Source organism: Bradyrhizobium jicamae (genome assembly GCF_001440395.1).
Lineage (GTDB): Bacteria > Pseudomonadota > Alphaproteobacteria > Rhizobiales > Xanthobacteraceae > Bradyrhizobium > Bradyrhizobium jicamae.
In genome coordinates this window covers 54,935-80,824 of sequence record NZ_LLXZ01000159.1, presented here as the reverse complement: position 1 = coordinate 80,824, position 25,890 = coordinate 54,935, and the positions used below count along the sequence as shown (strand labels likewise).

The window sequence follows — 25,890 nt, the reverse complement described above, 5'->3', positions numbered from 1 at the left end:
TTGTGAGAAGGTTAATGGAATTCCAGCAAGGAAAGCATGATCTGGCGCGGCGCGGCCTGCCCGAGGTGGATGCCGCGAGCGTCGATGAGTTCCTCGCCACCGCCGATACTGGCGGGGCGACCGCGGCCCTGCTGTCGGCGGGCGATCCCGTGCGCTGGCCCGAGGCGATCGACGTCGCCGTCGTATTGCCCGAGTTGATCGATGTCTTTCAGGGCCGCCTGGTCGGAGCAGTGATCGCACGTGAAGCTGAGGGCGAGCTTGGTCAAAGGTTCGGCGTGCGCGTGCAGCCGACGCTGATCATTTGCAGCAGCCGGGAGGTGCTTGGCCTGATTGCCAAGATCCAGAATTGGACTTTTTACGTCCAGTGTATCTCCAAGCTGATGGATCGCCCAGATGGTAGCCGCGCGTCAATCGTCAAGAGCATTATCCCCGAGCGCACACAGCGGAGCATCCGATCATGAAAGCCGATGTCGGGGTCGCGCCCGAGGGTGCCGAGCAGCCGGTCAGCGTGTTTCCAATCAACGCAGGAAGCCTCGTCCCACCGCATGGCAGCCATGCCGCCGTTGCGCTCGCCAAACTGGCCTCGCTCGACAGTGGCGAATTAGCAAAGAACTGTCCGAGCGCGATCGAGCTCTTGTCGAACGTCGCTAGCGCCATTGCCAGCCGGAAGAGCGACGAGTCCACGCAACTGTTTCGGCTAGGCAACCTCAATGATCTAGAGCGCAAGCTGATCGACGACGTGCTGGGTGAGGGCGAGGTCGCCGGCATCGTTGCCCTGCCGGATGGCTGGCTGGCGCAAATCCAGGAATCGGTGCTCGCCGGAATTTGGCGAATCCGTCTCGAGACCGATGCCGCTTACGACTATATCGAGGTCAGCGCGATTCCGGAAATTGTAAAGCGCGCCGCAAGCGATCTGACGTCGAGCGATCTCACGATTGACGCGGCGCCGGAGGGCGTCATGAACGTGCTGCCGGTGCTCGCGGAAATCCGCGAACGTGCGCTCGCCTGGCGGCCAGGCCTTCGCTCGCAGATCATCAATTTCACGCTGCTGCCGATGAACTCGGTCGACATGGCGTTTCTGCAGCAAAGCGTAGGTAACGGGCCGATCCAGCTCATCTTGCGCGGCTACAACACTTGCCGGGTGCTGGCGACTGGCATCCGGAACGTCTGGTCGGTGCAGTTCTTCAATGCCACTGACACCATCATCCTGGATACGCTGGAGGTCGGCGGCGTGCCGACGGTTGCGCTGGCTGCCGACGAGGATTTCGAAGCTTCCGTCGAACGCCTGCAGGAAATCATGGAAGCCTACTTCAAATGACGAGCTCCGAAAATCTTGGAATCTGGCAGGATCTCGCAGATGGCGTGCGCATGGAGTGCGGCATCTGTTGGATCGTGTACGACCCGGCTGAGGGCGATGAGGCGGCGCAGATTGCCGCGGGAACGCCTTTCGCCGCGTTGCCCGAAGATTGGCGTTGTTCGAATTGCGACGCGCCCAAATCGAAGTTTATGGCGGTTGAAGATGACGTCTGACCGCGATCAGCATCCCCGCAGCAGCATGCACGCCGATCCATCGGCGTGGGGCGAGATGCTCGCCGCAGTCTATCGAGATATCGCCAATCGCGCCGTGCGCGACCTGTCGATCTTCAACGAGGCGCTGAGCGTCGAAGCCATCGGCTTTCGTGTGCAGGGAGGCCGGGTCGTCGGTATCATGGTGACGCCCTGGTTCATGAACGTGGTCATGCCGGTGCCCGACGGCGCTTCGCAATCGTCTCCGGCAAGGGACCCAGACCTGCGCGTGCGATTTCCGGGCGGCGACCTCGAATTCACCATCAGCGAGCTAGCGCTCGTGGGGCCAATTGCGAGCTGCTCGCTGTTCTCGCCGATGTTTGAGTTCGAGGACATGGCGACCGCGCGCGCCACGGCCGAAACAGTGTTCGCGGCGCTGATGTCGCCGGCGGACAGCGCGGCGTCACATGGGCTCCATGCGCCACATATCAGTTTGATCGACCGCCGACATTTCTTGCGGGGTTTACTGACGGAGCGCGCGCATGAGCCTCTCCTTCCGTAACGAGATTGATGTCACGGTCTCGCTTGCCGGCGGCGCAATTGCCGCCGTCGAGATCCGGCCGCGGGCCCGGCCGCCACTGGCGCGGCTCTTTGCAGGTAAGTCGGCCGCTTCGCTGCTCAACGTGTTGCCGCGGCTCTTCTCGTTGTGCGCGGCTGCGCACCAGGTCTCATTCCTGTCCGCCGTTGCGGTGGCGCGCGGCCACGATGGCAGCCTCGCGACGCGGCGGCATCGTATCATCCTGGTCGTTATAGAACGGCTGACGGAATTGCTGCGGGGTCTCTTTTTCGAGTACCTCGCGGAGGATATCGCCAGCGCCGCGGCCATCCGCGCCGCGATGCGGGCGGCATCGGCGCTTGGCGGCATCGCCGAGAGCGGCTGCGGCCAGGCTCGATGTGAAGCGATGGCGCGGATGAGGCCTGCGCTGGTTGCTCTCGGCATAGCGAACGAAGATGGTGCCCCGACGCCGGGTAGCCCACTCGCGCTTCGCATGGCGACTCTCGATGAGGACGTACTGAAGCCAAACCCGGTGGAGCATTTGTTCCTGTCCGCTGCTGACGACCACAAGGTGATTAAACGGATGCTCGCGGATGATGCGGGATTCTCCGATGCTCCCGACCTGGATGGCCGTATTCCCGAGACAGGTGTGTGGGCGCGCCGGATGATGCGCGATCAGCTCCCGCCAAGCCGGTCGAGAGCGGCCGAGCGGCTGATGGCGAGAACCGCGGAAGTCGCCCGTCTGGCCGCCTGGCTCCAGGCCAGTGCAAGTGTCGAGACAGCGGAGGATGGGATTCTCGAAAGCTACACGCTGGGTTCGTGCCGAGGTGCGGCCGCGGTCGAATGTGCCAGGGGACGCCTCTATCACGCGGTTGAGCTTGATCGTGAGGGGAAGATTTCGCGTTTCGAGTTCCTTGCGCCGACCGAGTGGAATTTTCACGCGCGCGGACCGCTTGTCCGCAGCCTGCAGGGCGCGGTGCTGACGAGCAGAGAGGGACAAGACGCGGTGCGAGCCATGGTCGGATCGTTCGACCCGTGTGTCGGGTTCAGGCTAAATTTTCGGGAGGACGCCGATGCACGAAATGGCGATTTGTGAGGGAATTATCGAGATCGTCGCGGACGAGGCCCGTCGGCGGTCGTTCTCCAGAATCAGGACCGTGTGTCTGGAGATAGGCGCGCTGAGCCATGCCGCTCCTGAAGCGATGAGGTTCTGCTTCGAGGCCGTTGCAGCGCGGACCATCGCCGATGGCGCGGTCCTCGAGATCAAGGAATTGCCAGGTATTGCCTGGTGCATGGCTTGTTCAAGGAGCGTTGAGATTGCGCAGCGCGGTGAGCCGTGTCCCTGCTGCGGAAGCTATCAGCTGCATGTGACCGCGGGCGAAGAGATGCGCGTAAAGGAGCTGGAGGTCGATTGATGTGTACCGTATGTGGTTGCAGCGAAGGGCGGCCCTCCGCTGAAGGCGCCGGCGCGCAGGACGGACAAGCTCAGGGCCATCATCGTGATCATGCGCATGATCGTCACGGTCACCACCACGATCATGAGCATGGGGGGCATGGCGCACATTATCACCAGGGCCATCATCACCATCATGCTCGTAGCTATGATCACGTGCATGACGGAGACGGGCTTACGAATAGCGGCCTTGATCCCGCCGGATTGAAGATCACGGGCATGAGCAGCGACCGCATCATTCGGATCGAGCGTGACATTCTCGGCAAGAACGACGCCATCGCAGCCGACAATCGCGCGCGCTTTTTGGTCGACGACCTGCTAGTGTTCAATCTCGTCTCCAGTCCTGGCGCGGGGAAGACCTCGCTTCTCGTTCGCGCCGTCTCCGAGCTCAAGGAGAGCTGCCCAGTCGGGGTCATCGAGGGTGACCAGCAGACCTCGAATGATGCTGACCGCATTCGCGCTACCGGCGTCCCTGCGATCCAGATCAACACCGGGAAGGGTTGCCATCTTGATGCCGCGATGGTCGGCGAGGCCTATCGCCGCTTGCCGCCGATCAAGGGCGGCATTCTCTTCATCGAGAATGTCGGCAATCTGGTTTGCCCCGCGGCGTTCGATCTCGGCGAGGCCTGCAAGATCGTGGTGTTCTCGACAACAGAAGGTGAAGACAAGCCGCTCAAATATCCTGACATGTTTGCGGCATCCGCGCTGATGCTGATCAACAAGATCGACCTGGCGCCGGTGCTCGACTTCGACCTAGCCCAGACCATCGAATATGCGAGGCGCGTCAATCCGAAGATCGAGGTGCTGACGGTTTCGGCGCGTACCGGCGAAGGCTTTGCCGCGTTCTACGCCTTGATTCGGAAGCAGGCCGCACATCAGCGGCGCCCCGCGGTCGAGGCGGCAACGCGATGAGCCAGAGCGGCAAGGCTATCCACGACGGAGCGAGGCTGCGCGTGCGCGTCAGCGGCGCGGTGCAGGGTGTCGGCTTTCGTCCTTATGTGTATGGTCTCGCTACCCGCTATCGCTTGGCCGGGTTCGTCGCCAACGATCCCGACGGCGTAATCATCGAGGTCGAGGGGGATCGGACATCCGATTTTGTCACCGCGTTGCCGCTCGAAAAGCCTCCATTGGCGCGAATCGACCATATCTCCGTTGAGGAAATTGGTGCGCTTGCGGCGAAAGACTTTTCAATCCGCGCGAGCGAACAGGGCAAGATCTCGACACGAATCGTCGCCGATGCCGCGACATGCCAGCAATGCCTCGATGAGTTGTTCGACCAGAACAGCCGCTATTACCTCTATCCCTTCATCAACTGCACTCATTGCGGCCCGCGCTATACCATCGTCGAGCGGCTTCCCTACGATCGCCGCAACACCGCCATGAAGGCGTTTACCATGTGTAAGAGCTGCGCGGCCGAATATGCCGATCCAGCCAGCCGCAGGTTTCATGCGGAAGCGATTGCATGCCCGACATGCGGGCCTCGGTTGAGTCACGGAATTGACGACATCGCCGCGGGAATATCCGGCGGCCAAATCGTCGCGATCAAGGGGCTTGGCGGTTACCAGCTACTCTGCAATGCCCGCGACCATGACGCCGTGCAACGGTTGCGCAGGAAGAAGCAGCGTGACCAGAAGCCGTTCGCCGTCATGGTCGGTTCCGTGGAGCAGGTTAGCGAGATAGCGGAGGCGAATGCCGCGGAGCTTGCGTTGCTCGAATCGACAGCTCGGCCAATCGTTCTCCTGAATTCGCGCAACAACCTGGCCCCTTCAATCGCGCCTGGCCTTTCGCGCATCGGGATCATGCTGCCCGTAGCGCCGCTGCATCACCTCGTCTTCCATGCGCTTCGTTCAACGGGAGCATTGCCTGATGGTGAAGGTCCGGTCATCGTTGCCACCAGTGCCAATCCCAGCGGCGAACCGCTCCTGATCGACAACGCTCAGGCGGTGCGGCGGCTCTTCGGCATCGCCAACCTGATCGTGACCCATGACCGCAACATTATGACGCGTGCCGATGATTCCGTTGTGTCGGTGGTGGCGGGACGGCGTCAATTGATCCGTCGCGCCCGCGGCTATGTCCCCGAACCGATTCGGCTTGCGAGGGCCGTGCCGCCCGTCCTCGCCGTGGGCGGTGCGCTGAAATCGACCATCACGATCACGCGGGGCAACGAAGCCTTCGTCTCGCAGCACATCGGCGATCTCGATACGGTTGAGGGAATCCGCTTCTTCGAGGAGACGATCCGGCATCTCACATCGATGCTCGACGTCGAACCCGTCGTCATTGCCCATGATCTGCATCCGAACATGGCGTCGACCCGTTTTGCCGATGCAAGCCGCCGTGAGCGGATTGCCGTCCAGCACCACCATGCCCATGCTGCCGCCGTGATGGCAGAGCACGGCGTTGAAAGGCCCACCTTGGCGCTCGTGCTCGATGGCTACGGCTATGGTTCCGACGGCGGCAACTGGGGTGGCGAGCTGCTACTGTGCGAACACGCTGCGTTTCAGCGCATCGGGCATCTCGCGCCCCTTCAGATGCCAGGCGGAGATCGCGCAGCCCGCGAACCGTGGCGTATTGCCAGCGGGATATTGCAGTCGTTGGGACGGGGGGACGAAATCAGACAGCGCTTCGGAACGCAGCCGCAGGCCGAGCGTCTGCTAGCGTTGCTCGATCAACCCCACGTGCCGACCACGACCAGCGCAGGCCGCCGGTTCGATGCAGCGGCGGCGTTACTTGGGGTCGCGACGTTGCAGAGCTACGAGGGCGAAGCCGCGATGAAGCTCGAGGCGCGTGTCCGCCGGACCGCGGTGCTTGAAGACGGCTGGCTGATCGATGGCGGCGTGCTGTCGTTTCGTCCGCTATTCGAGCGTTTGGTAGCCGACGAGGTCGGTGCCACCGCGGGAGCCGAGCTGTTTCATGGTACGTTCTCGGCTGCTTGCGTGGATTGGATTGTGCGCGCCGCACGCGCAACCGGCATTACCGCCGTAGGCTTAAGCGGCGGCTGCTTCCTGAATGCGGTGCTAGCCCATGAAATCCAGCGGGGCTGCATTGCGGCCGGTCTCACTCCGTTGCTGCCGCGGCAGGTGCCGGCCAATGATGGTGGCTTGAGCCTTGGACAAGCCTGGATCGCCGCCCTGCAGGTTGCTGAACGGCCGGCGGACTTGGAAGGAACAGCCTGATATGTGTCTCTCGATACCAGCTGAGGTCACGAGAATTCTTCCCGATGACACGGCCATCGCATCCATCGATGGCGTCGACAAGGAAATATCGATCGCGCTCATCGAAGATCTCACCGTGGGGGATTACGTTCTTATCCATGTCGGCTATGCCATCACCAAAATCGATCCCACAGAAGCTAGACGCACGCTGGAGCTGCTGCAGGAGCTGAGCGGTGAGGGACAGGAGCTGCAGTCATGAAGTATGCCGACGAGTTTCGCAACAGAGTCATCGCCGAGGGGCTCGCTCGCGCGATTGCTGCGGAGGCTGATCCGCAACGCCTCTACCACTTTATTGAGTTCTGCGGAGGACATACGCATGCTATCTGCCGTTATGGCTTGGAAGACATGCTGCCGGGCAACGTACGCATGATCCACGGTCCGGGTTGTCCGGTCTGCGTGTTGCCTCCAGGGCGGATCGATATGGCAATAACGCTTGCCGAGCGGGATGAGGTCATTCTCTGCGTCTATGGAGACTTGATGCGTGTGCCAGGCTCGCAAGGACAATCCTTGCTGCGTGCCAAGGCGCGGGGCGCGGACATTCGCATAGTCTACTCGGCGCTCGATGCGATCCGAACCGCCGAGCAGACGCCGGACCGCAATGCCGTCTTTTTTGCTATCGGATTTGAGGCTACAACGCCCCCGACGGCTGTGATGATCCAGGTTGCCGAGAAAAGGCAGCTTGGGAACTTCAGCGTGTTCTGCAATCACATGCTGACCCCGGCGGCGATGAATAGCATTCTTGAGAGTCCCGATATTCGCGATATCGGGCGGATCGAAGTCGATGGCTTCGTCGGGCCGGGGCATGTCAGCACCATCATCGGCACGGAGCCTTACGAGCCTTTCGCGGAAGAATTCGGCAAGCCGGTCGTGATCGCGGGATTTGAACCGCTCGATGTGATGCAGGCAATCCTGATGTTGGTGCGGCAGGTGAACGAAGGCCGCTATGAAGTGGAGAACCAATACGGCCGTGCAGTGACGCGTGAAGGCAATCTGCTCGCCAAGAAAAAGATGTCGGACATATTCGAACTGCGTGACCAGTTCGAATGGCGCGGGCTAGGGCTCGTGCCCTATGGCGGGCTGAAGCTGAAGCAGGCTTACGCGCAATTCGACGCCGAAGTGCGTTTCGCGATGCACGAACTGCGCGTCGCCGATAATCCCGCGTGCGATTGCGGCGCGATCCTACGCGCTGTGAAGAAGCCGGCCGACTGTAAGCTATTCGGAACCGTCTGCACGCCCGAAACCCCGATGGGATCCTGCATGGTCTCCGCGGAAGGCGCCTGCGCTGCGCATTGGATTTATGGCCGCTTTCGCGGTCCTCAGTTGAGGCGGGCATCATGAGGGCGAAGGCCTATCAGGACAAGCTCGACATCAAGAACGGATGCGTCGATCTGTCCCACGGCTCCGGCGGGCGGGCCATGGCGCAGCTGATTTCCGGGTTGTTCCACGAAGCTTTCGGCAATGAATGGCTCGCCCGTGGCAACGACCAATCGGCCTTCGATGTTCGCGCCGGCAGGATGGTGATGACGACCGACGGCTATGTGATTTCGCCGTTGTTCTTTCCCGGAGGCGATATTGGATCGCTCGCCGTGCACGGCACCGTCAACGATGTCGCGATGGCCGGCGCGCGTCCGCTCTATCTGTCGGCAAGCTTCATCATTGAAGAGGGCTTCCGCTTCTCGGATCTGAAGATGATTGCGGATTCCATGGGCGAAGCGGCACGCGCCGCCGGCGTCTATATCATCACCGGCGATACCAAAGTCGTCGAACGCGGCAAAGCGGATGGTCTGTTCATCTCCACGACCGGCGTCGGGGTTTTACCTGATGGGCTCGATCTCTCTGCCGAGAAGGCAAGGGTCGGCGACCGTGTGCTGGTTTCCGGCAGCCTCGGAGATCATGGTGTGGCGATCATGTCGAAGCGTCAGAATTTCGCCTTCGAGACCGAAATCGTCTCGGACTCCGCAGCTCTATATGATCTCGTGGCCGAAATGCTTGCGGCCGGCGGCGGCGGCATCCGGGCGATGCGCGACCCCACCCGTGGCGGTCTTGCGGCGACACTCAACGAAATTGCGCATCAATCGGGCCTCGGTTTTCGTCTGCAGGAAGAAGCCATCCCAGTGAAGCCGGCCGTGCTCGCCGCCTGCGAGCTTCTTGGGCTCGATCCGCTTTATGTCGCAAACGAAGGCAAGCTGGTCGCGATCGTCGCGCCTGAGATAGCCGATGCTGTGCTCGCTGCAATGAGAGCAAATCCGCTCGGCCGCGATGCCGCCGATATAGGCGAGGCGGTGGACGATGATCATCAGTTCGTGCAGCTGTCGACCAGCTTTGGCGGTGGACGAATTGTCGATTGGCTGTCGGGCGAACAATTGCCTCGGATCTGTTGAGGGCGCCAGACACATTCTGCGTCCTTCGCTCCTTCGTAGGTTGACGCAGTGGCTGCGTGTCGAGCCCAGCAACGCGAACATCGCATAATCATCGGCGGCGGCGCAAAGCTGGTGGCACTGTTGAAGCTGCACAGCGCCTTCGTACAGGCTGAGGGACGTGCCAGACACGCTGAGTGGCGCCGGACGAACGCGCGGTTTGACAGTCCTTGAGGACCTCTCAAATCGCCTGTCCGGAGACAGTCGTCGCGCATTCGTCGGCCGTCAAAGCTTCGAAGGCCGCGCCTTCACTTTCTAATGGAGCTAATTGGCTCCGTTCTTTCTATCCAAACTGTAAATGCCTTCAATCAGAACAATCTATTTTACCAATCGGAACAAGTGCTGCTAGTCAAACCACCGGCTGAGATGCAACTGAGACATAGTAGATCGTGATAATTGATTGTCGATAGCTAGGCCGTCAGGCGTGCGCGCTCTGCGGGCCGGCAAGTCTGAGTACAGAACCTGAAATTGCGCGCCAGCGAGTTGCTGGCGTGTATGGATTCCGAATTCGTATGCCAGAAAGATTCATGGGGCAGTCATGACTATGACAGTGTACGGGTCTAGAAAACCTAGGCCAATAGAGCGCCTGAAACGACAAAATTGGGTGACAGCGTTTTATGCGCTCCCACATCGAGTTCTATCTGTTCCTCTGCAGACTCTCGTCAAATTTTTCTCGTTGATCCAAGTTAAGATCGGTCCACATCCGAACCTCACTGGACCGCAGCCTCTAGAGCCTGCTGCACACTTTCATCGCTGCGATGCGCGTGTCCAGCACCTCAAGCAGAGCATCGAGCAACAAATCGAAGAGGTTGCAAGGCTGATCTGCGAAGGCAAGAACGCGCTTGAGGCGGCGCAAGTGCTCAACGAACTTACAAGCGAGTTGATAGCGGCTCGACTCGGGTTCTGCCCGGAGCGCGAGGAGCTAACCGGCAGTGCGGTCACAAGCGGCGGAGTGGGGCAACTCATACGGGAACAAAGCATCGTATACGATCCAGAACAGCTTTCAGATTTGAAAAGAATTTTTGATGAAGCCTTCGCGTCACTACCGAAAGTTCTGCGAACTCCTGCGAACCGAACAGAGGTCGCCAGACTCATTTTTGGACGCGCAGTTATAAGTAAGATCGAACTCGGTCCCCTTGTTATGTTCATAATCGCGATTGCCTCTGCCGTTTGATTAAGTATTGGTGCCGTCTGGGATGTGGTTGGAGCGAAAGCGGAATCTTCTCGGCGTTTACAGGACCCGCGTGCATGTTCCTCGCCGATCTGAATATGGGCGACGAATGAAAGGCGAGAACGCCGCTCTCCTCGGCGGAGAGCTGCTCGTCCTTTCGGATGAACGAAGCCAATTTGTGCCGCAGTGTACACCCCAACTCGAACGAACGCGTCCAAATCGGGTGACGACGTACCCTAGGATGGCCTTCGTGTACGCTCGCATGCCACTTCCTAAAAGAACGCGAGATCTTGGAAGATCCATATCATCGGATGCGCGACGCAACGCTTAAGCGACAATGCAGGAAAAAAGAGGGGAATCAACGTTATGGCGGCAACGATCGCGACGACAGGTCCGGTAACGCTAAGCGCCTCAAGACCGTGGTACCGAATCCTCTACGTTCAAGTGCTGATCGCGATTGTGCTCGGCGCGATCGTCGGCTGGCTGTGGCCAAGCCTTGCCACTAACGAATGGATCAAGGCGCTCGGCGATGGCTTCATCAAGCTGATCAAGATGGTGATCGCGCCGATCATCTTCTGCACGGTGGTCTCGGGCATTGCCCACATCCAAGATGCCAAGAAGGTCGGACGCATCGGAGTCAAGGCGCTGGTCTATTTCGAGATCGTCTCCACCTTCGCGCTCGTAATCGGCCTCATCGTGGGCAATCTGGTTCGCCCCGGCGCGGGTTTCGGCAGCGCCGTAGTGAACGCGCAGGCCGTGGCCAATTACGCCAAACAGGCGGAGGCGCAGCGGAGCGTCGACTTCGTCCTGCACATCATTCCCGACACCGTCGTGGGCGCGTTCGCGCAAGGCGAGATCCTGCAGGTGCTGCTGTTTGCGATCCTGTTCGGTTTCGCGCTCATGGGCCTTGGCGAGCGCGGTCACACGATCCGCTCGTTCATTGATGACGCCGGGCATAGCGTCTTTGGCGTCATCTCCATCGTAATGCGCGCGGCGCCGGTCGGCGCGTTCGGCGCGATGGCCTACACCATCGGCAAGTTCGGCACCGGCGCAATCCTCAACCTGATCGGACTAATCGCGACGTTCTACGTGACAGCTGCGCTGTTCGTGTTCGTCGTGCTCGGGCTGATCGCGCGCTTAGCCGGTTTCTCGATCCTTAAATTCCTGGCCTATATCAAGGATGAACTCCTGATCGTGCTCGGCACGTCTTCCTCGGAGAGCGCGCTGCCGTCCCTGATGGAGAAGCTCGAGCGTCTCGGTTGCTCCAGATCGGTGGTCGGGCTCGTCGTGCCCACCGGATATTCATTCAATCTCGACGGGACCAACATCTACATGACGCTGGCGAGTTTGTTCATCGCGCAGGCGCTCGGCGTTGATCTTTCCTTTGGACAGCAATTGACCATCCTGATCGTGGCCATGCTGACTTCGAAGGGCGCTTCAGGTATCACCGGTGCGGGTTTCATCACGCTTGCGGCGACGCTCGCCGTGGTCGATCCGCGGCTGGTGCCGGGCATGGCGATCGTGCTGGGTATCGACAAGTTCATGAGCGAGTGCCGCGCTCTTACCAATCTATGCGGCAATGGCGTCGCTTGCGTCATCGTCGCCTGGTGGGAGGGCGAGCTCGATCGCGAGAAGCTTGCGACCAACCTCAACAAGGAGATCGATCCGACTGATCTCGAGACCGCGCTGACGACGGACTGAGTCGGTTCGATTCCGGCATCTCATCGTTGTGTCACGGATACAAAGGACGGCCAACGTTCGATGTGTCAAGCATAGACAAACCTTCCTACAGGGCCGCGCCCATAGCGCGCCTCAATAGGAGTGCCATGTCTAAGGGTTAATTCGAGCATCAGAATGCCCGCCGCTTGGGTATTTGAATGGGGCGTTCTTCGGGGCAGGGACTGGGCCGAACGTAAGGCGCGTGCGGACGATATCGTTCACGCTGCCAATGAGGACGCGCTGCGAGCGCGACGCAACACGTCACGAAGCAAACGAAGTAGGTAGATCGAAAGCAGAATGAGGTATAGCGGCATCGGGATATCTCGGTTTGCCGGGCGCTAGAGTCTCCCCAGACGCACTGTGACGACATCGGAGCGCCGATTTTGATAGGCAGGTCGTACAAGCTGACGTTACGTACGAGTCAAGCCCCTTCGAGGGCCTTACGTGAAATACGTCCGAACTCTCAGTTGCGGAAGCGCTGTTCGATCGCATCCCGTTGTCGGGACGACGCTCTTCACGGCGACGGAATTCGAGGCGATGTGCTATGCGATGATAATCTGGCCAGTGTCCGCGTTGCGGGTGGCCGACAAGGCCCAAGCGGAGCTTTAGGCGAGAATCGGGCTACACGACTACGAGGCGCTTGATGCGTCCGTTGTCACGACGCCGACCGATGCGGCGCACAGGGTCGACTCGCTCGATGGCGCCGTGGCCTGATCTGCTCGAACAGCTTGTCGAGCTGGTGTGGTTGAGAGAGCAGGTTACCCGAGTCTATCGCATCTGATGTTCTCGCAAATATGCGATTTGACTTGAGGCTGAATCCCTCGTTTAAGTACCGGCATATTTCCGGCGGGGGGCCCGCATAATGCGCTTGGTATTCGTAATTTGTGCCGCGTCTGCCGACACAACGGGCGAAGCGAGCGCCGCATGAACTCCTATTTCCGGCGGCGGCTTGCGGACTACGTGGAGTATCATCGCGACCCCTGGAATTGCGCGATGCACGTCTTCGGCATCCTGTTCTTGTTCCTGGCTGCCATTCTTCCGCTTAGCCTGTGGTCCCTCACGGTATTCGGAATCCAGACCAGCGCGGCGACCATCGCGCTCGTGCCGGTGCTGATCTATTGGTTCGTGCTCGACTTCGCGCTTGGCGCCGCGATCCTGGGGGCTGCGATCGCATTGTTTGCAGCCGCGTTCATGATCGTCAATCATGTGACGACCGCCGGGATGTGGTCACTTACTGCCATCCTGATTGTGATCGGCGTTACAGCGCTGATGATTGGGCACGTGGTGTTCGAGCGCCGGCGGCCGGCGATGGTCGACAATCCTACACATCTGTTGATTGGACCGATGTTTGTCATGGCGAAGTTAGTTATCGCGCTCGGATTTCGGCACGATCTCGGCATCATCGTTGGGAAGCGTCGCCAGGCGTCTCCCCGGTAACCGGGCTTTCTAGCCACCGTCGCATCGCGAACAGTCCACCGCATCTCACCGCGCCTGATGTACCTCAAGCGAGGCCTCGTGCGCATGGCGCGGCGTATAGATGCGCGATGCGTCCTGCTCGATGACGCGGTGCTTGAAGCCAATGACCGAAAGTGTCCATGGAACGGGTGATAGAGAACTTGTAAGCGTCGATCATGGCGGCATAGCCCGTCAGAAGGGCCGTTTCGGGAGCCGGTTGAAAAACGCTCACTGGTCCTGAAAATGGTGCGCTCAATCAAAGTTTTCTGAAAAATGCTGCTCGTTTGCTGAATTTGCTTCGCAGAATCTCGCGGATTTCCAGCGTACCTCGTGGAAAATACTCTCAATACCATCGTTACGGAGATTCTTCACCGCGGTTCCGGCTGTGGCACGGAGATGGAGAACGGACAGGCCCTCGTTTAGATTCGGGCGACGGTCGCGCGTCCCCCGCTTCGGCCATGGTTTCATGATACCGGGAATTAGGATATGTTTACATATCATTACGAAAATAAAAGATCTGGTTACGTTTCTTCTTGACCGGTTGTGTAGCGATCTGTTTAGGTATCATCTAACTCACGATGATCTGAGAACATATCATGACCCCTATCTCGAACCCACTGCTTAAGGATCTCGGCCAGCGCTTTCGAAAAGCACGCCTGGCTGCTGGCTTGTCCCAGGAGCAGATTGCCCATCGGGCGAACATTAGCAGACCCCGCTATCGCGACATTGAAACAGGCGTCGCCGCCGCCCGCGCAACCACACTCGTCAACGTCGCCCGCGCCCTTGGCATGGAAATGATGTTGATCCCGCAGGCGATGGTGCCGGCCATTCAGTCGATGCTGCAGCCCGCTATCGAGGATGATGATTGTCCCGCGTTCAAGTCAGACGCCGAAGGGGAGGAAAGGTCATGAATCGGGCTGTCCTCGCAGCTGAACGTATCCAATCGCTCGATATCTCATTGAACGGTCTTGCCGTCGGCACCCTCGTCCGAACGCCGGGTGACTACAACGCATTCAATCTTTTGCCAGCTTACCGAAGCCTGAATAACCCGCCGATCTTCAGCCTTTCGCTTCGCTCAGCGGACGGCAGTCTCCGCAGGGATCCCAAACCCATACGCGGCGCGCTGCCGCCGTTCTTTGCGAACCTGCTGCCCGAAGAGAAACTGCGGGAGGCGATGGAAAAGCACCACGCGGCGTCAGTAAGACCTGGAAACGACTTCGATCTCTTGACCGCGCTAGGGACCAACTTGCCAGGGGCGGTACGCGCCCTACCAAGTGACGGTATCCGCGTTCCAGCCGGCCCGGAGGCCGAGGGTAAGAAGGCACGCTTTTCGCTCGCCGGCGTCCAAATGAAGCTCTCCGTTATGAAAAATACCGGAAAGGAAGGGGGGATCACGCTCGCCGTCGACGACGAGCAAGGGAAGTATATCGCGAAATTTCCCTCCCTCACGCATATCGGGCTCTCGGAAAACGAATTCGCGATTCTAGCCCTGGCAGAGGCGCTGGGGATGGAAGTGCCGGCACGTGAACTTGTCGACAAGACAGAGTTCGCCGGCATTCCGGAAGAATTCAACACCATGTCCACAGGCAAGGTACTGCTTGTCCGCCGGTTCGACCGCGGCGCTGACGGCGCGCGCGTGCATATGGAGGATTTCGCGCAGGTCTTCGGCCGCTATCCGTCCGAGAAATACACTGGCGCGGCGTATCACAATATCGCCGCCGCGCTGACCAGCGGCGTCTCCTTCGATTCAGCAATCGAGTTTGTTCGGCGTCTCGCACTTACCGCGATCACCGGAAATGGCGATATGCATCTCAAGAATTGGTCGCTGCTCTATTCTGGAGATGGCCGGGCGCCAACCCTGTCGCCAGTCTACGATGTGCTTTCAACAATTCCCTACATCCCGAAAGACGGGCTGGCCCTTAGCCTCGCCGGCGAAAAGTCGTTCAAGGCGTTAACTCCAGAGCGCTGGCGCAATTTCGCAAACCGCAGCCGTCTTCCGGAAGGGGCCGTTGTGACAGCCGTCGCCGAGACGGCGGCGACCGTGCGTGAAAAGTGGTCGATTCTTCCAGAACGCGATGTCGTGCCCGAGCAAGTCCTCAAGCGGATCGATGCACATGTCGATGAAATGGCAGCCATCCTTGATCCTTAGGCTTAGCAGGCCTTGAAACGCACATCACCCGATCCCGTCAGAGCATAAGTGCAAGCCGCTAACGTGTGCGAAAGCTGCACGAGCGCGCTCGGTCGGCCGTTAACGTGCCCCTGAATGGCACAACACCGCATACACACGCCTTTCCACGTACAATGTTTGGCTTATGTGTGTGCTGACAAGTTTCCCGAATGCAGACCGCGCGGAGCTTTATTCGACTATCAGGCTGCATGATTACGAGGCCCTGGATGCGTCCATTATCGAAACAATCGTTCCAGAGGGAATGCCACAGAGGTAATCGCTTGGTACTTGACGCGGTGATGCTGTTGCAGATAATCCGGCCCGTCGAGGTTCTCCGAGTCCCGCTTGACCCGGAGCTAAGAGGGAAGCCGGTGTGATGCCGGCGCTGCCCCCGCAACTGTAAGCGGCGAGCCGCTGTCCTAACAAAGTCACTGAAGCCATGCGGCTTCGGGAAGGCCGGACAGCAGCATTGACCCGCGAGCCAGGAGACCTGCCCCGGCAAAATTGTTCGTCCACGGGCGGGGTGTCCCGGTGGTACGCTAGGCAGCCGTCGCTCGCGCGACTTTCCCTGCATGCGTCCGCCATGGCCTTTGCCCCCAACCACGGGGTTGAAGCTATGTCTCTCTCGCTTCCTGTCGCCACCCTCGGCATGCCGCGGATCGGTCCGCGCCGCGAACTCAAGTTCGCCTTGGAAAGCTTCTGGTCTGGCACGTCTACAGAAAAGGCGCTGATCGAAGCCGGCGTCGGGCTGCGCGCCGCCAACTGGGCGCGGCAGAAAAAACTCGGCGTCACCGTCATTCCGTCGAACGATTTCTCGTTCTACGACCAGGTGCTCGACACCTCGGTCATGGTCGGCGCGATCCCCGAAGTCTACGGCTGGAAGGGCGGGCCGGTGTCGCTCGCGACCTATTTTGCCATGGCGCGCGGCGCCGAAGGCAGCACGCACGATGAATCTTGCGGACATGGGCATTATCACGGGCACGGCGTGCCGGCACAGGAAATGACGAAATGGTTCGACACCAATTATCATTACATGGTGCCGGAGTTGAAGAAGGACCAACAATTCAGTCTCGCTTCTCGCAAGCCCATCGAGGAATATGAAGAAGCCAAGGCGCTCGGCTATCAGACGCGCCCGGTGCTGGTGGGCCCGGTCACCTTCCTAAAACTCGCCAAGAGCAAGGATGACGGCTTGGATCCGGTTTCGCTCATCGATCGGCTTGTACCTGTCTATGTCGAGGTACTGCGCGAACTCGCCAGGCGAGGCGCCGACTGGGTGCAAATCGACGAGCCATGTCTGGTGCTCGATCTCGATGCGGCCGCGCAGAAAGCGTTGCGAGAGGCCTATGCGGCCTTCGCCAAGGAAGTCTCCGACATCAAGATCATGCTGGCGAGCTATTTCGGCGCGCTTGGCCCCAACCGCGAGACCGCCTTTGCGCTACCCGTCGCCGGCCTGCATTTCGATCTCGTGCGAGTTCCGGAACAACTCGATGACGTCGCAAAGCTGCCGAGCGACCGCGTCGCCTCGCTCGGCGTGATCGACGGCCGCAACATCTGGCGTGCGGATCTCACGAAAATCCTCGACCGGATCGAGCCGGTCGTAGCCAAGCTCGGCAAGGAGCGTGTGCAGATCGCGCCCTCCTGTTCGCTGCTGCATGTGCCGATCGACCTCGACCTCGAGGACAAGCTTGATGCTGAGATCAAAAGCTGGCTGGCATTCTCGATCCAGAAAATCGAGGAACTGGCGGCGCTGGGCGCGGCACTTGGCGGCGGCGATCGGCAGTCCGTCGCGGAGATGCTGAAGGCGTCCGATGCCGCTGCTGCGGCTCGCAGGATGTCGTCCCGCATCCACGATCCCTTGATCGCCAAACGTATGGCGGCAATCGATGACACCATGCGACGCAGGATAAGTCCCTTCAAGGAGCGCGCCGCGATGCAGCACAAGCGCTTCAATCTGCCGTCGTTCCCGACCACGACCATTGGCTCGTTCCCGCAGACGACTGAAGTCCGCAAGGCCCGCGCCGCGCACGGCAAAGGCACTCTGAATGATGCTCAATACAGGACGTTCCTGCAGGAAGAGACCGAGCGCGCGGTGCGATGGCAGGAAACCATCGGTCTCGACGTGCTCGTGCATGGCGAGTTCGAACGCAGCGACATGGTGCAGTATTTCGCCGAACAGCTTTCAGGTTTCGTCTTTACCAATAGTGCTTGGGTGCAGTCGTACGGCTCGCGCTACGTGCGTCCGCCGATTCTGTTCGGCGATGTCTCACGCCCGAAAGCCATGACCGTCGAGTGGTGGAAATACGCGCAGTCGTTGACGGCAAAGCCGATGAAGGCGATGCTGACCGGTCCGGTCACCATCCTCAACTGGTCGTTCGTCCGCGACGACATTCCACGCAGCGAGGCCTGCCGGCAGATTGCGCGGGCGATCCGCGACGAAGTCGCCGATCTCGAGGCTGGCGGCGCCGGGATTATCCAGATCGACGAGGCGGCGCTCCGCGAAGGCCTGCCGCTGCGCAAATCCGACTGGAAGAGCTATCTCGACTGGGCCGTCGAGAGCTTCCGCATCTGCTCCTCGGGCGTGCGCGACGAGACGCAGATCCACACCCACATGTGCTATTCGGAGTTCAACCAGATCATCGACGCGATCGGTGCGATGGATGCCGACGTCATCTCAATCGAGACATCGCGCTCCAAGATGGAGCTCCTCGACGCCTTCAAGAGCTACCGCTACCCGAACGAGATCGGCCCCGGCGTCTATGATATCCATTCGCCGCGGATACCGGAGGTTGGCGAAATGATCGAACTGCTCAAGCTCGCGCGGCAGCGCCTCTCGGATGCACAGCTCTGGATCAACCCGGATTGCGGACTGAAGACGCGCAAATGGGAAGAGGTGAGGCCGGCGCTTACCAACATGGTTGCAGCCGCGCGCGAACTGAGAGTGCTAGCGTAACGGCGGCGTTCGACTGTCCCGGATCGAAGGAGGGGGAGCCATGCGGTTTTGGATCAAATGCACGCGATTCGAAACGGGGCAGACCATCCACATCAACATCGCGCTCGTCGGCAGCATGTGGCGCGACGGAAATCGCACCGTGCTCGCGTTTGTCGGCGGCGACCCCCAGCGCATCGAGATGACCGAAACGCCCGAGCAACTGCTCGCGCAACATTTCGGCACCTCCGGAAAAGCGGGATGACCCAATGACGGCAAGACCAGCCGATCGCGTGTTTGAGCGCCGCTCGTCCTTTCGGCGCTGCAACCGCTGGACCAAATAGTGGAGAGGGTGTCACAAATTGTGACGCCACTTCGCAAACCTTACGTACGAGTTTGTGACGTTAGATTAGCCTTCGCCACCACTTGCGCGCGGTTGCGACACGTGTAGTTGTCGCGAGGCGAACATGCCCGATGTCTGGAATCCACGAAGCTGTTTGCGATACGACATCGGGCAAGTTGGCGCTTGCGCAGCCTGTGGTTCAAGTGTGGAGAGAAGAGCATATGCAGCTCAGCGGACACCTGTCGATCCTGTTTTCCTTGCTTTTGGCTGCAAGCGTAAGCACTATGGCCAAGGCTGATGAGCCCTCGCCGAAATACGCCGAGGTGCTCAGTGCTCTGCACGCCGGCAAGAATGTGAAGGTCATACTGGACCTCAACCGGTGTACCACCGTAGATGGCGGCAAGCCCGGGCCTTCCGTGCAGGGCGGGCTGGTTATCAGTGCCTTCAGGGTGACCGCCCAGAACGGCATCAGCTTCGCCAATGCGCATCAAACCGTGGACAGCTCGGGACGCCCGGTGACGGAATACATTCGCCACAGCCTCAGCCGCGAAGGCAAGCTCACGGTGCGAGCCTCCAAGCTGGCCGCCGGGGCGGCCGAAGCCGCGAACCAAGGCGAATTTGTCTGCGAACTGCCGGACGGCGCGAAGTTCGTCTGGTAATCTAATGTCGCGTCAGGTTGTAGGCTTAGCCGTGCCTTTAGCTCATTGGCAAACAATTGGAGCGGCGTGGCTTGCTAATTGTCAAGTTTATCATCTGAGCGTGATGATTGACCGCCGAGGCACGTCTGGTGCCAAGGGCGGCAAGGCGCAGGCCGTTGGAATGGGCTGAGACAAGCCCGCGAACATCGACCGGACCAGGGAGAGACACTACCCATGAACGCATCCAAGCCTTTTCCGCTCAACGCCTGGTACGCGGCTGCATGGTGCCACGAAATCGGCCGCGAGCTTTCCCCCCGCACCGTCTGCGGCAAGAACGTTGTGCTGTACCGGCTCACCGACGGCGTGATCGCCGCGCTGGAGGATGCCTGTTGGCACCGGCTGCTGCCGCTGTCGCTCGGACATCTCAAGGGCGATGACGTTATGTGTGGCTATCACGGGCTGGTCTTTAATTCGGCCGGCCGCTGCACCTACATGCCCGCGCAGAAGACGATCAATCCGTCAGCCTGCGTGCGCGTCTATCCGGTCGCCGAGCGGCATCGCCTGGTCTGGTTGTGGCCCGGTGATCCCGCGCTGGCGGACCCTGCCAAAATCCCGAATTTTCACTGGAACGACGGCACGCAATGGGTCGGCGAGGGGGGCACGTTCTATCAGCTGAAATGCGACTATCGCCTTGTGATCGATAACCTCATGGACCTCACGCACGAGACTTATGTGCATGCTGGCAGCATCGGCGACGAGGCGATCACGGCTGCGCCCTTCGATGTGACCCACACTGGCGACACGGCGACGATGACCCGCTGGATGATCGACATTGAGCCGCCCCCGTTCTGGGCGCGCCAGCTCGGACGGCCGGGCCGTGTCGATCGCTGGCAGATCGTGACGTTCCAGGCACCGTCGGTCGTCGTCGGCGACGTCGGCGTGGCGCTGACAGGTACGGGCGCGCCGCAGGGCGACCGCTCGCACGGCGCCAACGGTGCGTTCTTGGCGGCGATCACGCCCGAGACCGAGACGACCTGCCACTATTTCTGGAACTTCGTCCGAAATTATCGCAGGAATGATGCGCAATTGACGAGAGAGCTCCAGCTCGCCCACGTCAATGGCGGAGCGGGCGTCTACGATCAGGATCACAGGGTGTTGGAAGCGCAGCAGGCGGCGATCATGAAGAACCCGCGTTCGCCCTTCTACGATCTCAACATCGATGCAGGCGCGCTCTGGGCACGGCGGCTGATCGACGGGATGCTGGCCGACGAACAGACCAGCATGATCGCAAACGTTGCGGCCGAGTGAGCGAAAAGTCATGGCCAAGCCGATCGAATGGGTTAGCGCGCGCCTTCGCGCCACGCGCGAGCTTACTGCTGACGTCCTTCTCTTCGAAATCGAGGCGGACCGCGCATTCGTCACCGCAACGCCCGGCAGCCACATCGACGTCGTTGTGCTCATTGACGGCCGGCCGCAGCTTCGGAGCTATTCGCTGGTGGGACCTTGTCCGGACGGACTCTATCGCATCGCCGTCAAACGGCTCGCGTCCAGCCGGGGAGGGTCTATCGGCATGTGGCGCCTCAAGCCGGGCGAACGGCTTACGATCTCCGCGCCGAGCAACAGCTTCGAATTGAGCTACGGCCAGCCGGAATATCTGCTGCTTGCCGGCGGCATCGGCATCACGCCGATCTACACGATGGCACTGGCGCTGAAGCAAGCAGGCGCGAAGTTTCGCCTGCTCTATGCCGCGCGCAGCCGCCGCGATCTGGCGCTCGCAGACGAGTTAGCCCGTCATATTGGCGAACGGCTTCAGCTCTTCGTCGATGAAGAGGGACAGCGCATCGACATCGCCGGCGAGATCGCCCAACTCGATCCGCGCGGCGAGCTCTATGTGTGTGGCCCGTTCGGCATGTTGGAGGCGGTCAGGCGCCTGTGGTACGAAGCAGGCAGGCCCGTGGCGCACCTCCGCTACGAGACGTTTGGCAATGCTGGCAACTTTGGGGACGCGCCGTTCAAGATTAGGATTCCCCGACTGGGTCTCGAAGTCGACGTTCCTGCCAACCGCTCCATACTGGACGCGCTTGAAGACGCCGGCGTCGACATGATCTTCGGTTGCCGACGCGGAGAATGTGGCCTGTGCATCCTGCCGATCCTGGAGGCGTCGGCCCCGGTCGATCATCGCGACGTGTTCTTCAGCAGCGAGGAGCGGGCGACGAACGGGAAGCTGTGCACCTGCGTGTCGCGCGCAAAGAGCGGTTGCATTACCGTCGATACACCTGATCGAATGCCGACCCCGTAAACGGCATTTTGTGGTGACCGCCTGCTCGCCTTCCTTGAGGCGCTATAACACGCCAAGCTGAGCCGGGACGACGACCGCTCGACCAGCCGCAAGTACGCGGAAACGACGGGCCCTCCCAAAACCATTCGGCATAGTTGGGCAGTCGCATAATCGGCGAAAAAGGAACGGCTTCGACCCGCAGGCTTGATGTCCTCGCCCGCATCGCCGCCCATCCGGCCCACCGTCTGGCTGAAGACGGGGATCACACGATTGTCGACGAGAATGGACAAGGTCGCTGTCAAAGTGCGCCATGGCATCGAAGTCAGAAACAGCAACGGCGATCGCGACGGGGCCGTTCTTCAAATCAGATATCGCAAGATTCGCATCCGGCCGCCGATCTGAAAGCAGAATCGCTATCCCGCTCTGGCGCTGACGGTGATCCATGCCGAAGAGCGCGGGGTGCCGAAAAAACAGAAAGAAGATCGATTGGAAGCTGATCACCGACCTGGCTGTTGGTTCTCGCATCGACGCCATTGAGAAGCTCGAATGGATGCTTTGAGATGGAAGATCGAGGTGTCCCATAAGATGCCGTACTTCTTTTTCCCACGAGGCAGGTTAATAACCGTGACGCCTCGCCGCGCGAAGCGCGCGACATCAGCCTATTGTGCACCAACCGCAATTGCATAGGCTTGCCGACGGGTCCTTCCTAGCCGTTGCTTCACTACAGCCCAGACTTTGACGGAAGTCAGGGTCATCGAGACTGTAGCCGACGAGAACTGCGGTCTTTGTGATGAGCAGGTTACGTTACAGGATGCCTGACCCTATAGGCGTCGCGAGACGCGACATAACGAGGTAATTCAGCCTCGATCCAACATGCGAACACGCGGTGGGGATGATCTATGGGGGCATTGCGCGCAAGAGCCTGGAAACCGCGCAGACTGAGGTTGAATATCAGATCGTAGGATTAGTCTGCCGTGAGGGCCAAACGCCGATCTGAGCAGTATCTGCCAGGTAGGCTGAATCCGCGTCGAGGATGCCATCGCTATTCTGGTCGACCGCCTCAAATTTCTGGAGCCTCGGTTGGGCGATACGCTGGGCACGTGCGTTGCTCCGTTGCAGCGAGATTATTAGCCTGTGCCGCGTCGCCATAAGCTACGCACAGCAACGCTACCCACTGCCAGCGCAAAGCGCGCGGGATGCGTCTGGAGTGCTGATCAAGCACTAAACGACATCAGAGGAATGGCAGGCCGCGGTAAATGAGAATGTTGCGCGGCTCAACCTGCCGCGGCCGTAGTCCCTGCTTTCAATCGTCGAGATCCAGATCCGCGAACGCGATCGGAAGCGAGCCCAACACGCCGTCGGAAACCTACGTGAGTAACAATCTCCAAGATAAAATCTGACGTAGCGTGAGATTTGTGTTTTGCGTTGGCTCTGTTAAGTGGAGGACGGCTAAGGCAAACCTACGGAAAGTGACGCTCGAATGAAAAAATTGTTGTTTGTGACTGCGAGCGTCGTCGCGCTTGCAGCGGCGGTGCCCAATTTCGCAAATGCGCAGGACCATGATCCTGTATGCGATCCGCTGGCGGATCACCCGGATCTCCGTGAAATCTGCATAATGGTTTTTTGCTTACCTGCCCCGGACTGCGAATGAGATAGAGTTCTAGTACATCGGCCGCTTGCAGGCACAGCGGCCCTGTCCTTCGCGAGCGGATACACTGCCAGATGATGCAAGGCGCGCCATCTTCAGTATTCTTTCCGCCCGAGCGATTCAGGCCTCGTTCACGACGTGGGGTGAGGGAGACTCTGCGCAAGCACGGCTTGCGGATAGTGCCCTCACCCTCAACTGGCGAATATCGATCATTCCGTGAGTGGTTCGGCACTTGACGCCGGCGTGCTGAATTTGGCTGTGCCGCCCGAAAGGCGAACCATTGCCGCAGCCGACGCTTGAAGCCATCGACGTATGTGAATACGACGGGGACTACGAGAAGACTGAGAGCGGTCGAGGTAAGAAGCCCTCCGACCACGGCAACCGCCATGCTGCTGCCAAGCGAGCACTGATCATGAAATTTGCTGCATTGGGCGCGCTCTCACTCGGGGTCGCGGTATGACGTTTGATGCGATCGAAACCCTCGCGATTGCATGTCTGGCCGGCAGCGGATGCTGTCTGCCGACTGATGATCAAGCGGCTTGACCCGAAAATGTCTAGCTAGGCCGCGAAGCGCCTCCAAAAACGAAGGTGCTTTCGTTCGGTGAACGCCCCTCAAGCGAGCATCGCCTCACGCTGCTGGCCATGGGGCGCATGACGGACCTCTCCCTAGGCTCTCTTTGGGACGAATCACCACTCAACGACTCTGAGTGACTCTTGAGAAGAATGGAGTCACTGACTATAGGGAGAGTTTTCCTCAGAGAGGTCCTATCGAAGAGAAGCATCTTGATGTGATGCCCGCGCAGAGCTCGCGATAATTCCGATCAGAAGCAACCTGCTCATACTAGGCTCGCATCCACTATACCAATGTGTAATCGAGCTAGCCACGGGGATGATTGGCACGAAGCGCGGGCGCAATCATTATGGCCCTATATTGTCCAGATAATTCGAGGGGCTATGCACACTCAAGTTTACTCCCTGTTCGGGGCGGCGACAGCATATTAGCAAGGCATGGACTGTTCGGGCTCACTACACCAGCAAAACACGGCGGATTAGCTCTTCCCTTGCAAGAGGCCATCGACCTCATCGCCGCCACTGCATCCTTCGATGTCTCGGCTGCCTCTACCCTAGTCATCCATAACTTCCTGGCCTTGCCCTGCATCGAAGCGGCACCGCACATCCCTGAACAAAGGCATGTCATGTGGGGTGCAACACGCGGCGACCTTTGCGCTTTCGCTTTGACGGAGCCTGGAGCTGGCTCTGCCCCGCGGCATATAGAGGCTTCGGCTTTCCTGCACGAAGATAGAGTTCGCATCTCTGGCCGCAAAATTTGGATCGGCCTCGCTGACTGGGCTCGTTGGATCGTTTGCTTTGCGCGAGCCTCTGGTCCCGATGCGAAAGGTCGGTTCGTTGGTGTACTAGTTGATAGGCAGGCGCCGGGCCTAAACGTCACGCACGAGCATCGCACACTCGGTCTACGTGGCATTATTCAAAATACTCTGGACTTCCAGGATGTCGAGGTGCCGAGTGCTTACGTGCTCTCTCGCGATCAAGACGGCTGGGGAGCAGCAGCATCTAGTATGAACCGCGGGCGTATCGGTGTGGCTGCTATGGGTCTTGGAGCCCTTGAGCGCGCTATTCAGGTCGCAGCCTCATATGCAAGCCATCGTCGACTAGGTAAGCTGCGCATGATTGAGAACAGCTACATCGAGCAGTTATTTGAGCAGATGGTACTCCGGCGGGAAGTAGTGAAGGCAATGCTGGGTGCATCCTGCCGACTTGTATCAGCGCAGGGCACGCCCAACGTCCACCTTGCGTCCGCAACGAAGGTTTTGTCGTCGGAGTGGTGCGGCCTCGTCGCTGATCAATGCGTCCAACTGTTAGGTGGCCGTGGTTATGATGAGGGAACGCCTGTAGCTAAAATCTATCGAGACGCTCGCATTCTCCGTATCTTCGAAGGTCCGACTGAGACGCTCCTATCACATCTCGGCCGCTGCCTTCTTTCTAGAGCCACACGTGACGAAATAGCCGATCTTTTTCTGTCTCTTGGTGCGGCGCCAGTCCATGCTGCTGCAATTGAGGAACTCTCTGGGCTCAATGAGACAGACGGTGCCGTACTAATCTATGCGGGTTGGCTCACCACACTAGGACTGGCACAAGCTGTCATGTCTACTGGTCGCTTCTCCGCCTCAGATTGTGCCGCCGCCGCGGCTGACCTAGTCAGTTCCGAGTTAGCAACTCTCCGTAGTCGCGCGCCAGCTCGGCTATCTTTCGAAGGCCGCATTCGCGCTAGTCGGATTCTGAATACCTTCCTTCAAGACGCAGCTTCTTCCATCCGCTCACCTGTCCTCACAGACGATTACCTGAAATTGGTGCAGTATGTCTGACACCCTGGCTTGGAACA

General features: G+C 59.7%; 24 protein-coding genes, 2 pseudogenes and 1 riboswitch. All 26 genes and pseudogenes read left to right on the top strand.

Features of this window, described 5'->3' with window-relative positions:
- Positions 1 to 14: 14 nt before the first annotated feature.
- The 26 genes and pseudogenes from CQ12_RS26250 to CQ12_RS26135 all read left to right on the top strand — a co-directional run bounded on the left by CQ12_RS26250 (position 15) and on the right by CQ12_RS26135 (position 25,873).
- Positions 15 to 461: a thioredoxin domain-containing protein gene (locus tag CQ12_RS26250; protein ID WP_057838186.1), complete on the top strand. Its 447-nt coding sequence runs from the start codon at positions 15 to 17 to the stop codon at positions 459 to 461.
- Entirely contained in the window at positions 458 to 1,318 is an 861-nt protein-coding gene (locus CQ12_RS26245) for a hydrogenase expression/formation protein (RefSeq protein ID WP_057838185.1), read from the top strand. The genes CQ12_RS26250 and CQ12_RS26245 overlap by 4 nt, the downstream gene beginning before the upstream one ends.
- Positions 1,315 to 1,530 carry a rubredoxin gene (locus CQ12_RS26240; protein WP_057838184.1) on the top strand — a complete coding sequence of 72 codons (216 nt, stop codon included), beginning with the start codon at positions 1,315 to 1,317 and terminating at the stop codon, positions 1,528 to 1,530. The genes CQ12_RS26245 and CQ12_RS26240 overlap by 4 nt, the downstream gene beginning before the upstream one ends.
- Positions 1,520 to 2,068 carry a [NiFe]-hydrogenase assembly chaperone HybE gene (gene hybE / locus CQ12_RS26235; RefSeq protein WP_057838183.1) on the top strand — a complete coding sequence of 183 codons (549 nt, stop codon included), beginning with the start codon at positions 1,520 to 1,522 and terminating at the stop codon, positions 2,066 to 2,068. Before CQ12_RS26240 ends, hybE begins: the two co-directional genes overlap by 11 nt.
- Entirely contained in the window at positions 2,049 to 3,158 is a 1,110-nt protein-coding gene (locus CQ12_RS26230; protein ID WP_057838182.1) for a nickel-dependent hydrogenase large subunit, read from the top strand. Before hybE ends, CQ12_RS26230 begins: the two co-directional genes overlap by 20 nt.
- On the top strand, positions 3,136 to 3,477 hold the full coding sequence (gene hypA, locus CQ12_RS26225) for a hydrogenase maturation nickel metallochaperone HypA (protein ID WP_057838181.1): 342 nt from the start codon (positions 3,136 to 3,138) through the stop codon (positions 3,475 to 3,477). Before CQ12_RS26230 ends, hypA begins: the two co-directional genes overlap by 23 nt.
- Complete coding sequence (gene hypB, locus CQ12_RS26220; RefSeq protein WP_057838180.1) at positions 3,477 to 4,427, top strand: hydrogenase nickel incorporation protein HypB; 951 nt, start codon at positions 3,477 to 3,479, stop codon at positions 4,425 to 4,427. The genes hypA and hypB overlap by 1 nt, the downstream gene beginning before the upstream one ends.
- Complete coding sequence (gene hypF, locus CQ12_RS26215; RefSeq protein WP_057838179.1) at positions 4,424 to 6,688, top strand: carbamoyltransferase HypF; 2,265 nt, start codon at positions 4,424 to 4,426, stop codon at positions 6,686 to 6,688. The genes hypB and hypF overlap by 4 nt, the downstream gene beginning before the upstream one ends.
- A 1-nt stretch (position 6,689) precedes the next feature.
- Complete coding sequence (locus tag CQ12_RS26210; RefSeq protein WP_057838178.1) at positions 6,690 to 6,926, top strand: HypC/HybG/HupF family hydrogenase formation chaperone; 237 nt, start codon at positions 6,690 to 6,692, stop codon at positions 6,924 to 6,926.
- Positions 6,923 to 8,065: a hydrogenase formation protein HypD gene (hypD, locus tag CQ12_RS26205; RefSeq protein WP_057838177.1), complete on the top strand. Its 1,143-nt coding sequence runs from the start codon at positions 6,923 to 6,925 to the stop codon at positions 8,063 to 8,065. The genes CQ12_RS26210 and hypD overlap by 4 nt, the downstream gene beginning before the upstream one ends.
- Positions 8,062 to 9,108, top strand: coding sequence for a hydrogenase expression/formation protein HypE (gene hypE / locus CQ12_RS26200; RefSeq protein ID WP_057838176.1), 1,047 nt, complete (start codon positions 8,062 to 8,064; stop codon positions 9,106 to 9,108). Before hypD ends, hypE begins: the two co-directional genes overlap by 4 nt.
- Before the next feature lie 640 nt (positions 9,109 to 9,748).
- Positions 9,749 to 10,318: a hypothetical protein gene (locus CQ12_RS42775; RefSeq protein ID WP_157088515.1), complete on the top strand. Its 570-nt coding sequence runs from the start codon at positions 9,749 to 9,751 to the stop codon at positions 10,316 to 10,318.
- Positions 10,319 to 10,681: 363 nt separating this feature from the next.
- On the top strand, positions 10,682 to 12,016 hold the full coding sequence (locus CQ12_RS26190) for a dicarboxylate/amino acid:cation symporter (RefSeq protein ID WP_057838174.1): 1,335 nt from the start codon (positions 10,682 to 10,684) through the stop codon (positions 12,014 to 12,016).
- 522 nt (positions 12,017 to 12,538) lie between these two features.
- A pseudogene (locus CQ12_RS46725) lies at positions 12,539 to 12,640 on the top strand (methylisocitrate lyase); the annotation flags it as partial.
- A gap of 318 nt (positions 12,641 to 12,958) precedes the next feature.
- On the top strand, positions 12,959 to 13,471 hold the full coding sequence (locus CQ12_RS26185; RefSeq protein WP_057838173.1) for an Mpo1 family 2-hydroxy fatty acid dioxygenase: 513 nt from the start codon (positions 12,959 to 12,961) through the stop codon (positions 13,469 to 13,471).
- Between the two features lie 614 nt (positions 13,472 to 14,085).
- Positions 14,086 to 14,400 (top strand): helix-turn-helix domain-containing protein, encoded by a 315-nt coding sequence (locus tag CQ12_RS26180; RefSeq protein ID WP_057838172.1) that lies wholly within the window; start codon positions 14,086 to 14,088, stop codon positions 14,398 to 14,400.
- The gene (locus CQ12_RS26175) at positions 14,397 to 15,638 is read left to right on the top strand and encodes a type II toxin-antitoxin system HipA family toxin (protein WP_057838171.1); all 1,242 of its coding nucleotides are present in this window, start codon (positions 14,397 to 14,399) and stop codon (positions 15,636 to 15,638) included. Before CQ12_RS26180 ends, CQ12_RS26175 begins: the two co-directional genes overlap by 4 nt.
- Before the next feature lie 196 nt (positions 15,639 to 15,834).
- A pseudogene (locus CQ12_RS46720) lies at positions 15,835 to 15,933 on the top strand (methylisocitrate lyase); the annotation flags it as partial.
- 33 nt (positions 15,934 to 15,966) lie between these two features.
- Positions 15,967 to 16,168: riboswitch (cobalamin riboswitch) on the top strand.
- A 104-nt stretch (positions 16,169 to 16,272) separates the two neighbouring features.
- Positions 16,273 to 18,606, top strand: coding sequence for a 5-methyltetrahydropteroyltriglutamate--homocysteine S-methyltransferase (gene metE, locus CQ12_RS26170; RefSeq protein ID WP_057838170.1), 2,334 nt, complete (start codon positions 16,273 to 16,275; stop codon positions 18,604 to 18,606).
- A gap of 40 nt (positions 18,607 to 18,646) precedes the next feature.
- The gene (locus tag CQ12_RS26165; RefSeq protein WP_057838169.1) at positions 18,647 to 18,847 is read left to right on the top strand and encodes a hypothetical protein; all 201 of its coding nucleotides are present in this window, start codon (positions 18,647 to 18,649) and stop codon (positions 18,845 to 18,847) included.
- 209 nt (positions 18,848 to 19,056) lie between these two features.
- Positions 19,057 to 19,584 (top strand): VirK family protein, encoded by a 528-nt coding sequence (locus CQ12_RS26160; protein ID WP_245310162.1) that lies wholly within the window; start codon positions 19,057 to 19,059, stop codon positions 19,582 to 19,584.
- A 213-nt stretch (positions 19,585 to 19,797) separates the two neighbouring features.
- A complete protein-coding gene (locus CQ12_RS26155; RefSeq protein ID WP_057838167.1) occupies positions 19,798 to 20,871 on the top strand; it encodes an aromatic ring-hydroxylating dioxygenase subunit alpha in 1,074 nt (357 codons plus the stop codon).
- Positions 20,872 to 20,881: 10 nt separating this feature from the next.
- The gene (locus CQ12_RS26150; protein WP_057838166.1) at positions 20,882 to 21,862 is read left to right on the top strand and encodes a PDR/VanB family oxidoreductase; all 981 of its coding nucleotides are present in this window, start codon (positions 20,882 to 20,884) and stop codon (positions 21,860 to 21,862) included.
- Between the two features lie 186 nt (positions 21,863 to 22,048).
- On the top strand, positions 22,049 to 22,243 hold the full coding sequence (locus tag CQ12_RS46715; protein WP_245310160.1) for a hypothetical protein: 195 nt from the start codon (positions 22,049 to 22,051) through the stop codon (positions 22,241 to 22,243).
- Between the two features lie 1,078 nt (positions 22,244 to 23,321).
- A complete protein-coding gene (locus tag CQ12_RS44235) occupies positions 23,322 to 23,492 on the top strand; it encodes a hypothetical protein (RefSeq protein ID WP_157088514.1) in 171 nt (56 codons plus the stop codon).
- A gap of 1,058 nt (positions 23,493 to 24,550) precedes the next feature.
- Positions 24,551 to 25,873, top strand: coding sequence for an acyl-CoA dehydrogenase family protein (locus CQ12_RS26135; RefSeq protein ID WP_057838163.1), 1,323 nt, complete (start codon positions 24,551 to 24,553; stop codon positions 25,871 to 25,873).
- The last annotated feature ends 17 nt before the right edge of the window (positions 25,874 to 25,890 follow it).